Origin of the sequence: Pseudomonas sp. WHRI 8519 (assembly GCF_040224055.2) — a bacterium.
Taxonomy (GTDB): Bacteria; Pseudomonadota; Gammaproteobacteria; order Pseudomonadales; family Pseudomonadaceae; genus Aquipseudomonas; species Aquipseudomonas putida_X.
Genome location: NZ_CP167996.1, coordinates 13641 through 28435 on the forward strand (window position 1 = coordinate 13641; position 14795 = coordinate 28435).

Below are 14795 nucleotides of genomic sequence, written 5' to 3' on the forward strand. Positions count from 1 at the left end.
CAGTCTGTCGTTTGACGGCCTCTGAACCGATACTTTTTGGCTGGGGTATCGCTACGGCCAGTCTGGGACTGGCACGTAGCACATGCATGGATCAATCAAAGAAAGCCTCAAATGTTTGGTTGGCTTTCTGGCGAATTTCATCCGTGAAATAGGGAGTTAAGGCCACTGCCGCAGCCACTAGCACCCCCAAATCATCGCTATAGCCAACGACCGGGGCGACGTCAGGAATGAGATCAATCGGGCATACAAAATATGTCAGCGCACTGGCGCCAATCGCTTTGACTTTCATCGGGGTCTTCTCATCAATCGTGATGTAGTAGATCTCAAGCGCTTTCTGAACAACCTCACGCCCAGCTTTCTTTGCATACTTGGTCACTTTCTTCCAGAAGCTGTCTTGACTGAAGTCATCCGAGCTAAATTCGGCTGTGGTCATTTTTGCGGCTCCTATGAGCTTTGGTAAGCCATGGCAGCAGGATCTGCTCATGGTGAGAAAATAATTGATCAAAGAGCTGTAACCCGTCAAGTGGGTTGTAATGTATTTTTGTGGTTGGTAGTGTTTATTTGAGTTCCAACTATTGCGTGCTATGCTGCCGCGACTGAATGGCTAGGAGACGGTCATGAGCCTTCCAATTAAGAGCGCGACGTATGCGTCGGTCATCGGGGCAGTACTGAGCGAAGAGCGCGAACGACGCGTAATGACCCAAGCGTCGGTTGCCGCTATTGCCGGTCTGACCCAATCAACGTGGGGAAGAATGGAACTCGGCAGAGCATGCACCTTAGAAAATTTGGGTAGGGCTTCTGTGGCACTTAATATCAAGCTTTGGGAGCTGATGAAGGTTGTCGATGACAGAGTCGCTGGTTTGGAGAAGCAAGGTATCCAGGTTGTGTGTGAACTACCTTCAGAGGAGGAGATCAAGGCAAACCTGGATCAATGGGTGACAGGCAGCAGCCAGATATCAAAGCTCTCATTGATTGGATTAGGAGCGCTTTCTGGGATCGCCATAGGGGGAGTCAGCTCTTACATTTCGTCCATATTCAAGAAATGAAGCCTGCTCGCCGTGCCTGCCGCGCCTTAGGTATTCTTCTTTCTAGCGCCTAGGCAGATTGATGCTTGCCTGGGCATGAGTTGCACTCTGCTCCGACTGCTATGCCGTGGTTGTTTGATCCGCCCTTCCCCTGCTGATAGCCTGAACGAGACTAAAGCGATCTATCAATGGCTGAGGCTCCGAAGCGGTGACCGATTCCACGCTGGTGGCGAAATTACGTGCTGAAAATGCTCGACTGATAGCTTTGCTTGAAGCACATCGCATTGAGTGGCAGCTTCCAGCTGAGCCTGTATGTGTACCGGTGGAGGGTAATCAGTCGTTCACCAGTCTTGATACTGGTAGCAAACTCGCCCTTTTCCGCAGCTTGTTCAAGGGCCGTATTGATACTTACCCGTTGCGCTGGGAAAGCAGAGGCGGCAAGTCTGGCTATGCACCCGCCTGCGCCAATGAATGGCGACCGGGAATCTGCGAAAAACCACGCATCAAGTGCAGTGATTGTGGGCAGCGTCAGCTACTGCCGGTGAGCGATGATGTCATTTATCGTCACTTAGCCGGAGCCATTGTGGTCGGCGTCTACCCGTTGCTTTCGGATGATACGTGTCATTTCCTAGCTGTCGATTTCGATGAGGCTGATTGGCGAGAAGATGCACTGGCCTTTGTGCAAGCTGCTCGCTCTCTCGATGTCCCCGTAGCACTGGAAGTCTCGCGTTCTGGAAATGGGGCTCACGCGTGGATTTTCTTCCAAGACAAAGTGCCTGCGATTGATGCCCGCCGTTTGGGGGCCGCGATCATTAGCCATGCTTGCGAGCGCACCCGGCAACTGTCACTCAGTTCGTACGACAGACTTTTCCCGAATCAGGATTTCATGCCCAAGGGTGGGTTCGGTAACCTGATTGCTTTGCCACTGCAAAAGCGAGCCAGGGGTAACAATCACAGTGTCTTTGTCGATGATTCCTTGGAGCCATATTCTGACCAATGGCGGTTCCTCGCCACGGTTCGACGGATGAGCCCTGAAGGTATCCAGCCCGCTGTCAATCAAGCTATGGGCAATCGCGATCCACTGGGTGTTGCTTTTGTCGACGAGCAGAACGAAGCCGAGCCATGGAAACAACGTGAGCAAACATCCCAGTCGTTGACCTGCTCTCTGCCAGCTACCCTTAAGGTCACGCTGGCAAACCTGATTTACTTTGAAAAATCGCAGCTGCCTCAACCCTTGGCTAACAGGCTAATCCGACTCGCTGCTTTTCAAAATCCTGACTTTTACAAGGCACAGGCCATGCGCCTATCAGTCTGGAACAAGCCCAGGGTCATCGGCTGTGCACAAAATTTTCCTCAGCATATTGGGATTCCCCGGGGTTGCTGGGATTCGGTACTGGACCTGTTAAATGAGTACAAAATCACCCCGCAGCTACAGGATGAACGCTTTGCTGGCGTCAGTCTCGACGTTGATTTCTTAGGTAGTTTACGGCCAGATCAAGACGCGGCGATCCACGCTTTGATGCCATACGACACCGGGATACTCTGCGCCCCTACCGCGTTTGGCAAAACAGTAACTGCTGCCGCACTCATCGCCAGGCGTAGAGTCAACACGCTGGTGCTGGTGCACCGCACAGAACTGCTTCGACAGTGGCAAGCTCGGTTACAAACATTCTTGGGCGTAGGCAAAGAGGTCGTCGGTACGATTGGCGGTGGGAAGCCCAAGACAACTGGGCAGATCGACATTGCTGTGATGCAGTCACTTTCGCGGAAAGGTGAAATCAGCGATCTGATCAAAAATTACGGTCAGGTCATTGTCGATGAGTGCCATCACCTCTCGGCGGTGTCTTTTGAAGCATTGCTGAGGAGCGCCCCCGCGCGCTATGTGCTTGGGCTGACCGCTACACCCATCCGTCGAGATGGGCAGCAGCCAATCATTTTCATGCAGTGCGGTCCCATTCGGCATACTGCCGCTCGACCAGAAAGCGCTCCCCATGATTTGTCAGTCATTCCTCGAATGCTCTCAGGTCCGATCCCATTACCTGACGGTGCGGGGATACAGGACGTCTTCAAAACTCTTGCTGATGATACGGGGCGTACCGCGCTGATTGTTTCGGACGTTTGTTCCGCGTATGACCAAGGTAGAAAAGTACTCGTGTTGACACAGCGCACCGAGCATGTAGATGTTCTAGAGCATGCACTGAAGGGACATGTCGAAAACCTCTACACCCTCCATGGGCGAATGCCTAAGAAGCAGCGGTTAGCTCGGCTTTCAGAGCTTGAGTCCTTATCTCAAGACGCACCTCGTGTGCTTCTTGCTACCGGAAAATTGATTGGTGAGGGATTTGACCATCCTGCATTGGATACTCTCGTGTTGGCTATGCCCATTTCCTGGCGAGGAATTCTCCAGCAGTACACCGGTCGGTTGCATCGAGCGCACACTGCCAAGACTGACGTACAAGTCATCGATTTTGTGGATGAGGGCAACGTCGCATTAATGCGGATGTGGGAAAAGCGCAAAATGGGCTACAGGACGATGGGGTACCGGATGATGGATACCCTAGCTACTATGAAACTGCTCTAGGATGGGGTACCTGATCCGCCCTCGTTGGTGTGGGCGTATGTTTCCGCATGCTTGGAGGCCTGTGGCTAAATGGTGGCTTGTAGCGAAACATGCTTCTGTCGTCTGTACGTATTCTACTAGCGTGAAGAGGCCGGTTTTGAAACGACATTTAATAGGGCCAGGAAGCCGCCATACGACACGAATTCGGTTCCGCACGCGACATTTATGGCGCCCATGTTCCACGTGGAACCCCCATTTTCTCGGGGGGAGCCATGACAATTTATGTGCCCATCGACATCAGGTTGTTCTCAACAAAAAGCCCGCGTAAGCGGGCTTTTTGCTTTGGGCGTGTTCAATCAAGCTTCCTGAGTTTCAGGTGAACCGCCCTCAGCTGATCTTTTTCATGCGCGAGTGTGAGTGAAGCATCTGCACGCATCACAAGCTGGTCGCCATGCCTGATGCAACTCTGCCCGAAAAGCGCGGGGTTTATCTGGGCCAGGCTGACCAGGGCCTTGAGCAATCGAAGGTCGACTTCTAGAAGGGCGGCGCCGTCTCTGCTGATAGGGGCAAAGAAATCGTCGAACAGATCATCCACCGTCAATGCTCGCAGGTGAACCCACTCGCAGCTTGTTCCCTGTTCCGGCTCGTAAACGTGGGCCTTGCCCCAGTGCGTCAGTGTCCTGAGGCCCCGGCCAATCACATCGATAGCGGTGCCCGGATCATTGACCGCCGGCGACAGCGCGCGGGACGCGATCTCCGATAGCACGCATAGCCCGAACCTCGGGTCATGCTCAAAGGTCCTTCGGGTGCCTATGGTCAACGTCGCCAGCAGGTCGTTGAGGCTTTGCTCATCAGGGTGTTCGCCACTCAATGGTACAACGCGAGCCACCGGCATACCGACGTGCACAAAACTCCCTGGGAGGACTTCCATATAAATCCGCATCTGTAGCGCTTTGGAAATGGCACTCAAGGCTTGCACATCGATATGTTGGATGTAGCCCGTCTGGTTGCTGGCAACTGTTTGCGCGGACAGCGGAAGTACAAGATCCATCGGGTACGCTGAGCCACCCAGATAGGGCCAGCGAGCGCGATGTGCTATGGCATCCATCGCTGCTTTTTCCACACGGTCAATGGTTTCTCCGACCCGTCCCAGTTTGGAAAGGTGATCGATCCAGCGCAGCAGTGTGTAAATGATCAGCGCCACGACAGCTAGCGTCACCGCAAAAAGCACGACACGCCCCTGGCTGCCGTAGAGGCCGGTACTCAGTGCGATGATGCCAACCAGGCTGAAGAGAAACGATCCGATGAATGTGGCCAGGGCGTTCTGGGTAGTGGTGTCCTCCATGACGAGGGTCGTGGCCCGGGGTGTCACTCCGCTACTGGCGGCCCCGTAAGCGGTGACCATCGTGCTCAATGAGAAGGTGGTGACAGCCAGCATGCTGGAGGCAATGATCCCGAGAATCTTGTCCACAGCATCTGCGCCGATGCGTGTTGGCAAGGTGTGCGGGATGAAATCTCTGAACACGATGGCAAGCAACGCAGTCGCTACACCCAGAAGGGAGAACAGCGTGGCTCTGAACCAGAGTCGCTTGGTAAGTTGTCCCGCTACCCAACGCCAACGCGCAATCATGTGCAGTACCTTCAAAAGACTGGTCGAATAGTTATCAGACTAGAGGTTTCAATCCAGAATCCGGCAAAAAACCCGCGCAAGCGGGTTTTTATGGTGGGCTGTAGGTTTCTACGCCTTAGTAGCCGCTGAGGATGCTAACGATCACCCCGGAAGCAATGGCCACCAATACGTAGTCGCCGTTGACGTACAGCCAACGGTGATCGCGTGGCGGTGGGGATAGATGCCGGGCTCGCCAGTCGGTCACCCAGTAGCGGTCGTTGCGATAGTGCGGGTCTACCACATGGCCACGCTGCCATTGCTGGTGAGGTATCGGCATCCCCGGTTGTGGATGGAAGTCTGGATTACGGTAGGAGTGAGCCTGGCCGTTGCCGGGTTTGCCATGTTGTTGCGGGTGGCCCTGATGCGAGCGGTCGCCATCGTGCCCCTGTGGCGGGCCGGGTTGGGCGAAGCTGGCCAGTGGTGCGCTGAACATCAAGGCAGCGCAGAGCACGGATAGGGTTTTTTTCATCGTATCTCGATCCTTTGCATGTAGACGTCCGGCGTGCTTCAACGAGACGCCGATTACGGTTAATGCTTCAGACCGTCGTTCGAGATGAGTAATCCCTGGCCAGAGGTAAAGGTCCGGTAAAGTATCGCTGGGCCCTAAGCCGGGTTCAGCCCCAGCGCTTTCAAGCGCCGATACAGCGTACGTTCACTCATGCCCAGGTGGCGCGCCAGCTCGCTGCGCGGGCCCGGAAACTGTTCCAGCGCCTGCGCCAGATCACCCAGGTCGCTGCGAGCGCGCCTCTTTTTCTCACCGGATGCGATTGGCGGGCCCACATCTTCCGGCAGATGTTCAGGCCGTATCAGCCCGTCATCGGCAAACAGGCGCGCCCTTTCCAGGATATTGCGCAGCTCGCGGATATTGCCTGGGAACCTATGCAGGGCCAATTGCTGAAGCGCAGCGTCGCTAAGACTGGCGGCAGGTTGGCCTGCCATGCGTTGCAGCAGGCTCTGCGCAAGCAGGGGCAGATCCTCTACGCGTTCGCGCAAGGCGGGCAGGCGGATCGGAAAGCCACTGATGCGGTAATACAGGTCTTCGCGGAACGTACCCTCTGCAACCATCTGCTTGAGCGGTTTGTGTGTTGCAGACACCAGGCGGAAATCTGCGTGCACGGTACGCAGGCTGCCGACTGGGCGGAAACTGCCGGATTCGATCAGGCGCAGCAATTTGACCTGCATCGCCAGTGGCACCTCACCAATCTCATCAAGGAACAGCGTGCCGCCATGGGCCGCTTCAGCCAGGCCGATCTTGCGCTGGTTGGCACCGGTAAAGGCTCCCTTCTCATAGCCGAACAGCTCGCTTTCGAACAGTGACTCGGTCAAACCGGTGCAGTCGACCACCACCAATGGGCCATTGGCCCGTGGGCTGCCCATATGGATCGCCCGGGCGAAAAGCTCTTTGCCTGTTCCGGATTCACCCTGCAGCAACACCGGGATCTGCGCGGGTGCCGCACGTTGCAGGCTGGCCAGCGCCGTTTTGAACGCTGGCGCCCGCCCGACCAAGCCCTGTTGTTGAGGTTGCGCCGAGGCCAGCGTGACCGTGGTCAGCCGTTCCACGAAGGCGACCACCCTGTCCTGCTCATCGAGGATCGGCCGCAGTTCCACATCCACATGTTCAGGCCCGCGCGGGGTGTGATGAATGTGCAGTACCCGTTCCGGCAGCTTGCTGTCCCAGGCCTTGCGCATGGGGCAATGCTCACCGGCCTGGTCGCAAGGCACGGCATAGTGATGGGAAACCCGGTGGCACTTCTCACCCAGTGGCGCACGGTCGTCACGGCCGAACTGGCGGCGATAGGCGGCATTGGCTGCGAGGATGTTGTAGTCGGTGTCCAGCACGATGGTAGGCAACGCATCGTGTTCGAGGTAGGAAACCAGAGCTAGGATGAGGGGATGGGATTCAGGCATGACGGCACCGATGGGCTAAGCCGTTGAGGGTAACAAGGACTGCCAAACACTGCCATTGGCTGACAGTCGACTGCCAGCGCAGCTGACAGACCGGCCTGCCTCGCGCCATCAGGGTTCGATTTTACGGGCGTTGGCATGGCCTGAACCCCTGGCATGCATCTTGATAAACCACCCGTAACTGCCTACGCCTCTAAATGGCGGGGTGGATTATTTGGAGACCGTGATGATCATCGGCAATAACCTTCAGGTGGACGCTTTTTTCGACGACGCCACCTCGACCATCAGCTACCTGGTGCTGGACCGTGAGACCAACCAGTGTGCGGTGATTGACAGCGTACTGGACTATGACCCCAAGTCAGGCCGCACCTGCACCGCCTCTGCTGACCGCCTGATTGATCGGGTTCACAGCCTTGGTGCCAAGGTGCAGTGGATTCTGGAAACCCATGTACACGCCGACCACCTTTCAGCCGCGGCGTATCTCAAGGAAAAGCTCGGCGGCCACACCGCCATTGGCGCGCAGATCACCAAGGTACAGAAAGTCTTCGGTGACTTGTTCAACGCCGAGCCCGGCTTTGCCCGTGATGGCAGCCAGTTCGATGTGTTGCTCATGGACGAGGAAGGCTTTCGCATAGGCAACCTGCACGCCCGCTCGCTGCACACGCCTGGGCATACCCCCGCTTGCATGAGTTACCTGGTAGAGGATGCGGGCGAAAAAGCGCTGTTCGTGGGCGACACTCTGTTCATGCCTGACTACGGTACCGCGCGCTGTGACTTCCCGGGCGCTGACGCTCGCACCCTGTACCAATCCATCCGCCGCCTGTTGGCTTTCCCTGACCAGACCCTGCTGTTCATGTGCCATGACTACCTGCCGGGGGGGCGCGACATGCGCTATGTCACCACCGTGGCTGAGCAGCGCGCCAGCAACATTCATGTCCACCAGGGCATTGATGAGGACAGCTTTGTCGCCATGCGTGAGGCGCGTGACAAGACCCTCGAAATGCCCGTGCTGATCCTGCCGTCAGTGCAGGTCAACATGCGCAGTGGCCATTTCCCACAACCGGAATCCAACGGCGTGAGCTACCTGAAGATCCCGTTGAACAAGCTCTGACAGCCCCACCCCATCGTTGGATTTTCCAGGATTTACGCCATGCCTGCCTTGTTGTCCCCTACTGATTCTTACCACCACAAGGTGGTCATCGTCGGTGCCGGCGCTGCCGGAATCGCCACTGCTGCCAGCCTCATCAGCCGCGACCCGTCACTGGATATCGCGGTGGTCGACCCAGCCGACATTCATTACTACCAGCCCGGCTGGACCATGGTCGGTGCCGGTGTGTTCAAGGCGCCGAGCACCGCACGTACCATGGCCTCGACCATTCCCCGTGGCGTGCGCTGGATCAGGGCGCGCGTGCAGGGGTTCGACCCGCAGGCCCAGCTGGTCATGCTCGAAGAGGGTCGCACCATCAGCTATGAACAGTTGGTGGTCTGCCCTGGCCTCAAGCTCGATTGGGCTGCCATTGACGGGCTCAGTGAGACCCTGGGGCGCAACGGCGTTACCTCCAACTACCGCTACGACCTGGCACCCTACACCTGGGAGCTTGTGCAGAACCTGAAGCAAGGCCGCGCCCTCTTCACTCAGCCACCGATGCCGATCAAGTGCGCCGGTGCGCCGCAAAAAGCGCTGTACCTGTCCTGCGACCACTGGCTGCGCCAGGGGCGGCTGGGCGATGTCAAAGCCTGCTTCTTCAATGCCGGTGCTGTGCTGTTCGGTGTGCCCGATTACGTACCGGCCCTGATGGCCTACATCGACAAGTACGGTGTAGACCTCAATTACAGCCACCGTCTGGTGGCAGTGGATGGCCCCAACAAGTGCGCCACCTTTGTCCGCACCTTGGCCGATGGCAGCACTGAAACCCGCACTGAAGCCTTCGATATGCTGCATGTGGTGCCGCCGCAGGTTGCCCCGGACTTCATTCGTCAAAGCCCATTGGCCGATGCCGCTGGCTGGGTCGATGTGGACCCGCATACCCTGCGTCATCGCCAGTTTGCCAACGTCCATGCACTGGGCGATGTGGCCGGCACCAGCAACGCCAAGACCGCAGCCGCTGCGCGCAAGCAGGCGCCGGTGGTTGCCAACAACGTGCTGGTGGGGTTAGGCAGGCTGGCTGACCTTGCTCAGTACGATGGCTATGGCTCCTGCCCGTTGACGGTCGAGCGCGGCAAGATTGTGCTTGCCGAGTTCACCTATGGCGGCAAGGTCGCGCCGAGCTTTCCGCGCTGGCTGCTGGATGGATGCCAGCCAACGCGTCTGGCTTGGCTGCTCAAGGCGCGAGTGCTGCCGCCGCTGTACTGGCAAGGCATGCTCAAGGGGCGGGAGTGGTTGGCGCGGCCCAAGCCGCTGGCTGCCGAGGCAGCCCAGTGATCGAGCATCAACTGTTCGGTGCCGGGCTGGGCGCCATCATTGGCGCAGTGCTGGCGTTGACTGGGGCGGGGGGCGGCATCCTGGCCGTGCCGCTGCTGGTGTTCGGTCTTGGCCTGTCTATGGCCGAAGCTGCGCCGATTGGCCTTCTTGCTGTAGGTCTTGCCGCTGGCGTAGGGGCGATCCTCGGCTTGCGCCAAGGGCTGGTGCGTTACCGCGCCGCGCTGTTCATCGCCCTGATCGGCATCGTCGCTGCACCGCTCGGGCTGATGCTCGCTCATCGTCTGCCCGATACCCCCTTGGCCCTGGTGTTCGCCGGCGTGCTGGTTTACGCGTGCCTGCGCATCTGGCGCAAGGCTGCCAGTGAGCTGCGTGGCGAGACCAACGGCGCGCACCGTTTCATCGAGCCGTGCGTGCTCAACCCGCTGCAGGGCCGTTTGCGCTGGACACTGCCCTGCGCGCGGGCGCTGGCCATCACCGGAGCACTCTCTGGATTGTTGTCCGGCTTGTTGGGGGTGGGGGGTGGCTTCGTGATCATCCCTGCCTTGAACCGCTACACCAACCTGCGCATGAAGAGCATCGTTTCGACCTCGCTGGCGGTGATCGCCCTGGTGTCCACAGGTAGCGTGGTCAGCGCCAGCCTGGCCGGGGTGATGCACTGGCAGGTCGGCGCACCTTTTGCCGTGGGGGCGGTGCTTGGCCTGCTGCTGGCCCGGCCACTGGCAACCCGGCTGGCCGGGCCTCGCCTGCAGCAGCTGTTCTCGGTGGTGGGCTTTGGGGCTGCCCTGCTGCTGGCCGGTAAGGCGCTACTCGGCTAGCAGCTCGGCCTGCTCCTGCGCGCACAGCGCCAGCAGGTAATCCCAGACCACCCGCAGGCGTACCGACTTGTGCAACTCACGCCGGGTGCATATCCAGTAGCTGCGCTGGATGGTTTCGCTGGGTAGTACCCGTACCAGTGTCGGGTCTTGGCGAGCCATGTAATTGGGCAGCACTGCGATGCCCAGGCCGGCGCGCGCAGCGGCTTGCTGGGCGATCACGCTGGTGCTGCGAAAGGCCACATTGGGCATCCGGCAGAAGCTGTTGAGAAACAGCAGCTCCTGGCTGAACAACAGGTCGTCGACATAGCCGATCCAGCTGTGCCGGGCCAGGTCTTCACGGTTGCGTAAAGGCGGGGCGCGGTCCAAGTAAGCCTGGCTGGCATACAAGGCTAGGCGGTAGTCTGTGAGTTTGCGGGTGATCAGCAGGTCGGCACTGGGGCGCTCCAGGTGAATGCTGATTTCCGCTTCGCGGTTGAGGATACTGACGAAGCGAGGCACGGCCACAAGCTCCACTTCCAGGCCCGGATACCGTTCGAACAGCGCGTTCATGCGTGGGGTGAAGAACATGATGCCGATGCCTTCGGTGACCCCAAGGCGAATCTTGCCCAGCGGCGTGATCGCCTGGGTGATTTCTTCCTGCGCCAGCAACGCGACATTCTCCATGGCTTCTGCGTGCTTGAGCAACGCCTGGCCGGAGGGGGTCAATTCGTACCCCTGCGCGTGTTGCACGAACAGCGGCGTGCCCAGGCATTTCTCGATGCTTTCGATATGCCGAGCAACCGTGCTATGGGTCGTGTTGAGACGCTTGGCAGCGCTGAGCAGGCGGCCACTGCGCTGCAACTCGAGGAAAAACCGCAGATCATTCCAGTCGAACATGCATCCTTTCCCTGTTTGTCGCTGTGCTAAAACGCACAACGGCTGCGCGAAATCTCGTGTTTCCTCAGCGAAATTAATCAATAAGATGTACGACGACAAGAATAAAAATCAGGCGCGAGGTTGCACATGCCATCAGCCGATTCTGTCTTCGACTACGTCATCGTAGGCGCTGGCCCTGCCGGTTGCCTGCTGGCCAATCGTTTGTCCGCCGACCCGTCCTGCCGCGTCTTGCTGCTGGAGGCTGGGGGCCGCGATAATTACCCCTGGATTCACATCCCCGTCGGTTATCTTTACTGCATCGGCAACCCCCGCACTGACTGGTGCTTCAAGACCGAAGCGCAGACCGGCCTGGATGGTCGCAGCCTGGGTTATCCCCGGGGCAAGGTGCTGGGGGGATGCTCATCGATCAACGGCATGATCTACATGCGTGGCCAGGCTGCGGACTATGATCATTGGGCCGAACAGGGCAACGACGGCTGGGCCTGGAAGGACGTGCTGCCGCTGTTCAAGGCCAGTGAGAATCATTTTGCAGGCAGCAGTGATCACCATGGCGCCACGGGCGAATGGCGGGTGGAGCGCCAGCGCTACAGCTGGCCGATCCTCGATGCATTCCGAGACGCTGCCGAACAGAGCGGTATCGCCAAGGTTGATGATTTCAATACCGGCGACAACCAAGGCTGTGGATACTTTCAGGTCAACCAGCGCAGCGGTGTGCGCTGGAACGCATCGAAGGCGTTCTTACGGCCTGTGCATAACCGTTCCAACCTAACCGTGTTGACCAGCGTCCAGGTTGATCAGGTGCTGCTGAACAATACCCGCGCCCGCGCAGTGAAAGCATTTTGGCGCGGCGCCTGGCACGAGTTCGCGGCGCGCCGCGAGATCATCCTGTGTGCAGGGGCGGTGGGTTCGCCCGGCATTCTGCAGCGCTCCGGCATTGGCCCGCGCAGGTTGCTGGAAACGCTCGGCATCGGTGTACGGCACGACATGCCCGGTGTCGGTGGCAACCTGCAGGACCACCTGCAATTGCGCCTGATCTATCAGATCGGCAATACCAGAACGCTCAACCAGATGGCCAACAGCCTGTGGGGCAAGATGGGCATGGGCCTGCGCTATCTCTACGACCGCAGTGGCCCGCTGGCCATGGCCCCGAGCCAGCTCGGGGCGTTCGTACGCTCCAGCCCCGAGCAGCGCACCGCCAACCTGCAATACCACATACAACCGCTGTCGCTGGAACGCTTCGGCGAGCCGCTGCACCGCTTCCCTGCCTTCACCGCTTCGGTTTGCAACCTGCGCCCGGTTAGCCGTGGGCGCATCGACATCCGTAGCTCGGACATGAACAGCGCGCCACTGATCGACCCCAACTACCTCAGCGACCCTCAAGACCTGCGCGTTGCCGCCGAGGCCATCCGTATCACACGCCGCATCGTCCAGGCCCCTGCCCTCGCCGCTTTCGAGCCGAAGGAATACCTGCCAGGCCCTGCCCTGCAGACCGAGGAGCAGCTGTTCGAAGCGGCCGGCAAGATCGGCACCACCATCTTCCACCCAGTCGGGAGCTGCCGTATGGGCAACGGCCCCCTGGACGTTGTGGATAACCAGCTGCGGGTGCACGGCATCCCCGGCCTGCGGGTCGCGGATGCTTCCATCATGCCGCAGATCACCTCTGGCAATACTTGTTCACCCACCCTGATGATCGCCGAAAAGGCGGCCCAACTCATTCTCAAGGGAGCAGCGACGCAAACCTGCCTGAACGAAGACGCGTTACCGACGCCCTGACCCGGGTGCGTGCAGTACCGGCAGCTTGCGGTCAGAAGCTGCCGACAGTGGAACAACAAGAATAATCACTGTGGCCTGCGGGCCGAGGACAGCAACGATGTCGGATTACATCCAAGAACAGGGGGCGACGGCGAGCAGCCCAAGCCGTCGTGAAGAACGCAAGATCATTTTCGCGTCATCCCTCGGGACGGTTTTCGAGTGGTATGACTTTTTTCTCTACGGTGCGCTGGCGGCGGTGATCAGCAAGCAGTTCTTCGCTGGCGTCAACGACACCACCGCTTTCATCTTTGCCCTGATGGCATTCGCCGCTGGTTTCCTGGTACGGCCCTTTGGCGCGCTGGTGTTCGGCCGGCTGGGTGACATGATCGGGCGAAAATACACCTTCCTGATCACCATCGTGCTGATGGGGCTATCCACGTTTGCCGTTGGCTTGCTGCCCACCTATGCAAGCATCGGCATTGCCGCGCCGATCATTCTGGTGGTGTTGCGCATGCTGCAGGGGCTGGCGCTGGGGGGCGAGTATGGTGGCGCGGCGACCTATGTGGCCGAACACGCACCGCCCGGCAAGCGTGGCTTGCACACGGGCTTCATCCAGTCCACTGCCACCCTCGGGCTGCTGTTGTCATTGCTGGTGGTGCTGGGCAGCCGCTACATCAGCGGCGATCAGTTCGAGACCTGGGGCTGGCGCTTGCCGTTCCTGCTGTCGATCGTGCTGCTGGGCATTTCCACCTGGATCCGCATGAGCATGCACGAGTCGCCGGCCTTCGTGAAAATGAAGGCCCAGGGCAAGGTCAGCAAGTCGCCAATCCGCGAGTCGTTCACTTCCTGGCCAAACCTCAAAGTGGTGCTTACCGCACTGTTCAGCATCAACGCCGGCCAGGCCGTGACGTTCTATACGGCGCAGTTCTATGTGCTGTTCTTCATGACCCAGATGCTCAAGATGGATCCTTCCCAGGCCAACACCTTGCTCATCATCAGTGTGGTAATCGGTGCGCCGTTCTTTGTGTTCTTTGGCTGGCTGTCCGACCGCATCGGCCGCAAGCCTATCTTGATGCTCGGCCTGTTGCTGGCCACGGTGTTGTACTTCCCGCTGTTCAAGGCGCTGAGCCACTACGCCAACCCGCAGATCGACGCCGCGAGCCGTCAGGCGCCGATCGTGGTCACCGCTGACCCGCAAGGTTGTACCTTCCAGTTCGACCCAGTCGGCAAGGCGCGTTTCGACAGCCCGTGTGACAAGGTCAAGACCTTCCTGGTCAAACAGGGCCTGCCTTACAGCTCGGTGAATGTCGCGGGCAGCCAAGTGGTCGTGAACATTGGCGACAAGACCATTAACGGTTTTGACGAATCAGCCATGCGCAACGCCATCGAGCAAGCAGGTTACCCAGCCAAGGCAGACCCCTCGCAGGTCAACCAGGTGATGGTAGTGGTGCTGATCGTTGCGATGATCCTGATCGCAACCATGACCTACGGGCCGCTGGCGGCAGTCATGGTGGAGCTGTTCCCGACGCGCATCCGCTATACCTCGATGTCGCTGCCCTATCACATTGGCAATGGCTGGTTCGGCGGTTTCTTGCCCACGGTTTCGTTCGCGCTGGTGGTGTATACCGGGGATATCTTCTACGGCTTGTGGTACCCGGTGCTGGTCACCGGGATCAGCTTGGTGGTGGGCATCTTCTGCCTGAAAGAAACCAGAGACGTGGATATCGACAAGGTCTGATGATGTCTTGAAGCCATAAAAAAACCGGCTGTA

12 protein-coding genes are annotated in these 14795 nt (G+C 58.8%); 7 read left to right on the forward strand and 5 right to left on the reverse strand.

Translation table 11 applies throughout. The features are described from left to right. Positions 1 to 91: 91 nt before the first annotated feature. The gene (locus ABRP30_RS00045; RefSeq protein ID WP_267819898.1) at positions 92 to 433 is read right to left on the reverse strand and encodes a YkvA family protein; all 342 of its coding nucleotides are present in this window, start codon (positions 431 to 433) and stop codon (positions 92 to 94) included. 184 nt (positions 434 to 617) lie between these two features. Here ABRP30_RS00045 and ABRP30_RS00050 point away from each other — a divergent pair, with 184 nt between their 5' ends. Continuing rightward, the gene (locus tag ABRP30_RS00050; protein ID WP_267819900.1) at positions 618 to 1046 is read left to right on the forward strand and encodes a helix-turn-helix domain-containing protein; all 429 of its coding nucleotides are present in this window, start codon (positions 618 to 620) and stop codon (positions 1044 to 1046) included. Positions 1047 to 1233: 187 nt separating this feature from the next. Beyond that, entirely contained in the window at positions 1234 to 3606 is a 2373-nt protein-coding gene (locus ABRP30_RS00055) for a DEAD/DEAH box helicase family protein (protein WP_267819902.1), read from the forward strand. Positions 3607 to 3937: 331 nt separating this feature from the next. Here ABRP30_RS00055 and ABRP30_RS00060 read toward each other — a convergent pair whose 3' ends face one another. From ABRP30_RS00060 to ABRP30_RS00070, 3 genes are all read right to left on the reverse strand, one after another. After that, positions 3938 to 5215, reverse strand: a complete 1278-nt coding sequence (locus ABRP30_RS00060; protein WP_267819904.1) for a DUF2254 domain-containing protein — start codon at positions 5213 to 5215, stop codon at positions 3938 to 3940. 115 nt (positions 5216 to 5330) lie between these two features. Then, positions 5331 to 5723 carry an RcnB family protein gene (locus ABRP30_RS00065; protein WP_267819906.1) on the reverse strand — a complete coding sequence of 131 codons (393 nt, stop codon included), beginning with the start codon at positions 5721 to 5723 and terminating at the stop codon, positions 5331 to 5333. A gap of 134 nt (positions 5724 to 5857) precedes the next feature. Continuing rightward, positions 5858 to 7162, reverse strand: coding sequence for a sigma-54-dependent Fis family transcriptional regulator (locus ABRP30_RS00070; RefSeq protein WP_267819908.1), 1305 nt, complete (start codon positions 7160 to 7162; stop codon positions 5858 to 5860). Positions 7163 to 7385: 223 nt separating this feature from the next. Here ABRP30_RS00070 and ABRP30_RS00075 point away from each other — a divergent pair, with 223 nt between their 5' ends. Genes ABRP30_RS00075 through ABRP30_RS00085 form a run of 3 tightly spaced genes read left to right on the forward strand, consistent with a single transcriptional unit; the run spans position 7386 to position 10396 of the window. Continuing rightward, positions 7386 to 8270, forward strand: a complete 885-nt coding sequence (locus tag ABRP30_RS00075) for an MBL fold metallo-hydrolase (RefSeq protein ID WP_241806654.1) — start codon at positions 7386 to 7388, stop codon at positions 8268 to 8270. A gap of 39 nt (positions 8271 to 8309) precedes the next feature. After that, entirely contained in the window at positions 8310 to 9581 is a 1272-nt protein-coding gene (locus tag ABRP30_RS00080) for an FAD/NAD(P)-binding oxidoreductase (RefSeq protein WP_267819910.1), read from the forward strand. After that, positions 9578 to 10396 (forward strand): sulfite exporter TauE/SafE family protein, encoded by an 819-nt coding sequence (locus tag ABRP30_RS00085; RefSeq protein ID WP_241806656.1) that lies wholly within the window; start codon positions 9578 to 9580, stop codon positions 10394 to 10396. The genes ABRP30_RS00080 and ABRP30_RS00085 overlap by 4 nt, the downstream gene beginning before the upstream one ends. Here ABRP30_RS00085 and ABRP30_RS00090 read toward each other — a convergent pair. Continuing rightward, positions 10385 to 11272 carry a LysR family transcriptional regulator gene (locus ABRP30_RS00090; RefSeq protein ID WP_267819912.1) on the reverse strand — a complete coding sequence of 296 codons (888 nt, stop codon included), beginning with the start codon at positions 11270 to 11272 and terminating at the stop codon, positions 10385 to 10387. The two genes, ABRP30_RS00085 and ABRP30_RS00090, sit on opposite strands and share 12 nt — an antisense overlap. A 126-nt stretch (positions 11273 to 11398) precedes the next feature. Here ABRP30_RS00090 and ABRP30_RS00095 point away from each other — a divergent pair, with 126 nt between their 5' ends. Continuing rightward, positions 11399 to 13045 carry a GMC family oxidoreductase gene (locus ABRP30_RS00095; RefSeq protein ID WP_267819914.1) on the forward strand — a complete coding sequence of 549 codons (1647 nt, stop codon included), beginning with the start codon at positions 11399 to 11401 and terminating at the stop codon, positions 13043 to 13045. A gap of 97 nt (positions 13046 to 13142) precedes the next feature. After that, complete coding sequence (locus tag ABRP30_RS00100) at positions 13143 to 14762, forward strand: MFS transporter (protein WP_241806659.1); 1620 nt, start codon at positions 13143 to 13145, stop codon at positions 14760 to 14762. Positions 14763 to 14795: the final 33 nt, after the last annotated feature.

What these genes read in the sequence shown, in the direction of transcription:
- ABRP30_RS00080 (WP_267819910.1), top strand. Translation starts at nt 8,310, where the DNA reads ATGCCTGCCTTGTTGTCCCCTACTGATTCTTACCACCACAAGGTGGTC.
- ABRP30_RS00065 (WP_267819906.1), bottom strand. Translation starts at nt 5,723, where the DNA reads ATGAAAAAAACCCTATCCGTGCTCTGCGCTGCCTTGATGTTCAGCGCA.
- ABRP30_RS00100 (WP_241806659.1), top strand. Translation starts at nt 13,143, where the DNA reads ATGTCGGATTACATCCAAGAACAGGGGGCGACGGCGAGCAGCCCAAGC.
- ABRP30_RS00095 (WP_267819914.1), top strand. Translation starts at nt 11,399, where the DNA reads ATGCCATCAGCCGATTCTGTCTTCGACTACGTCATCGTAGGCGCTGGC.
- ABRP30_RS00070 (WP_267819908.1), bottom strand. Translation starts at nt 7,162, where the DNA reads ATGCCTGAATCCCATCCCCTCATCCTAGCTCTGGTTTCCTACCTCGAA.
- ABRP30_RS00090 (WP_267819912.1), bottom strand. Translation starts at nt 11,272, where the DNA reads ATGTTCGACTGGAATGATCTGCGGTTTTTCCTCGAGTTGCAGCGCAGT.
- ABRP30_RS00050 (WP_267819900.1), top strand. Translation starts at nt 618, where the DNA reads ATGAGCCTTCCAATTAAGAGCGCGACGTATGCGTCGGTCATCGGGGCA.
- ABRP30_RS00060 (WP_267819904.1), bottom strand. Translation starts at nt 5,215, where the DNA reads ATGATTGCGCGTTGGCGTTGGGTAGCGGGACAACTTACCAAGCGACTC.
- ABRP30_RS00045 (WP_267819898.1), bottom strand. Translation starts at nt 433, where the DNA reads ATGACCACAGCCGAATTTAGCTCGGATGACTTCAGTCAAGACAGCTTC.
- ABRP30_RS00075 (WP_241806654.1), top strand. Translation starts at nt 7,386, where the DNA reads ATGATCATCGGCAATAACCTTCAGGTGGACGCTTTTTTCGACGACGCC.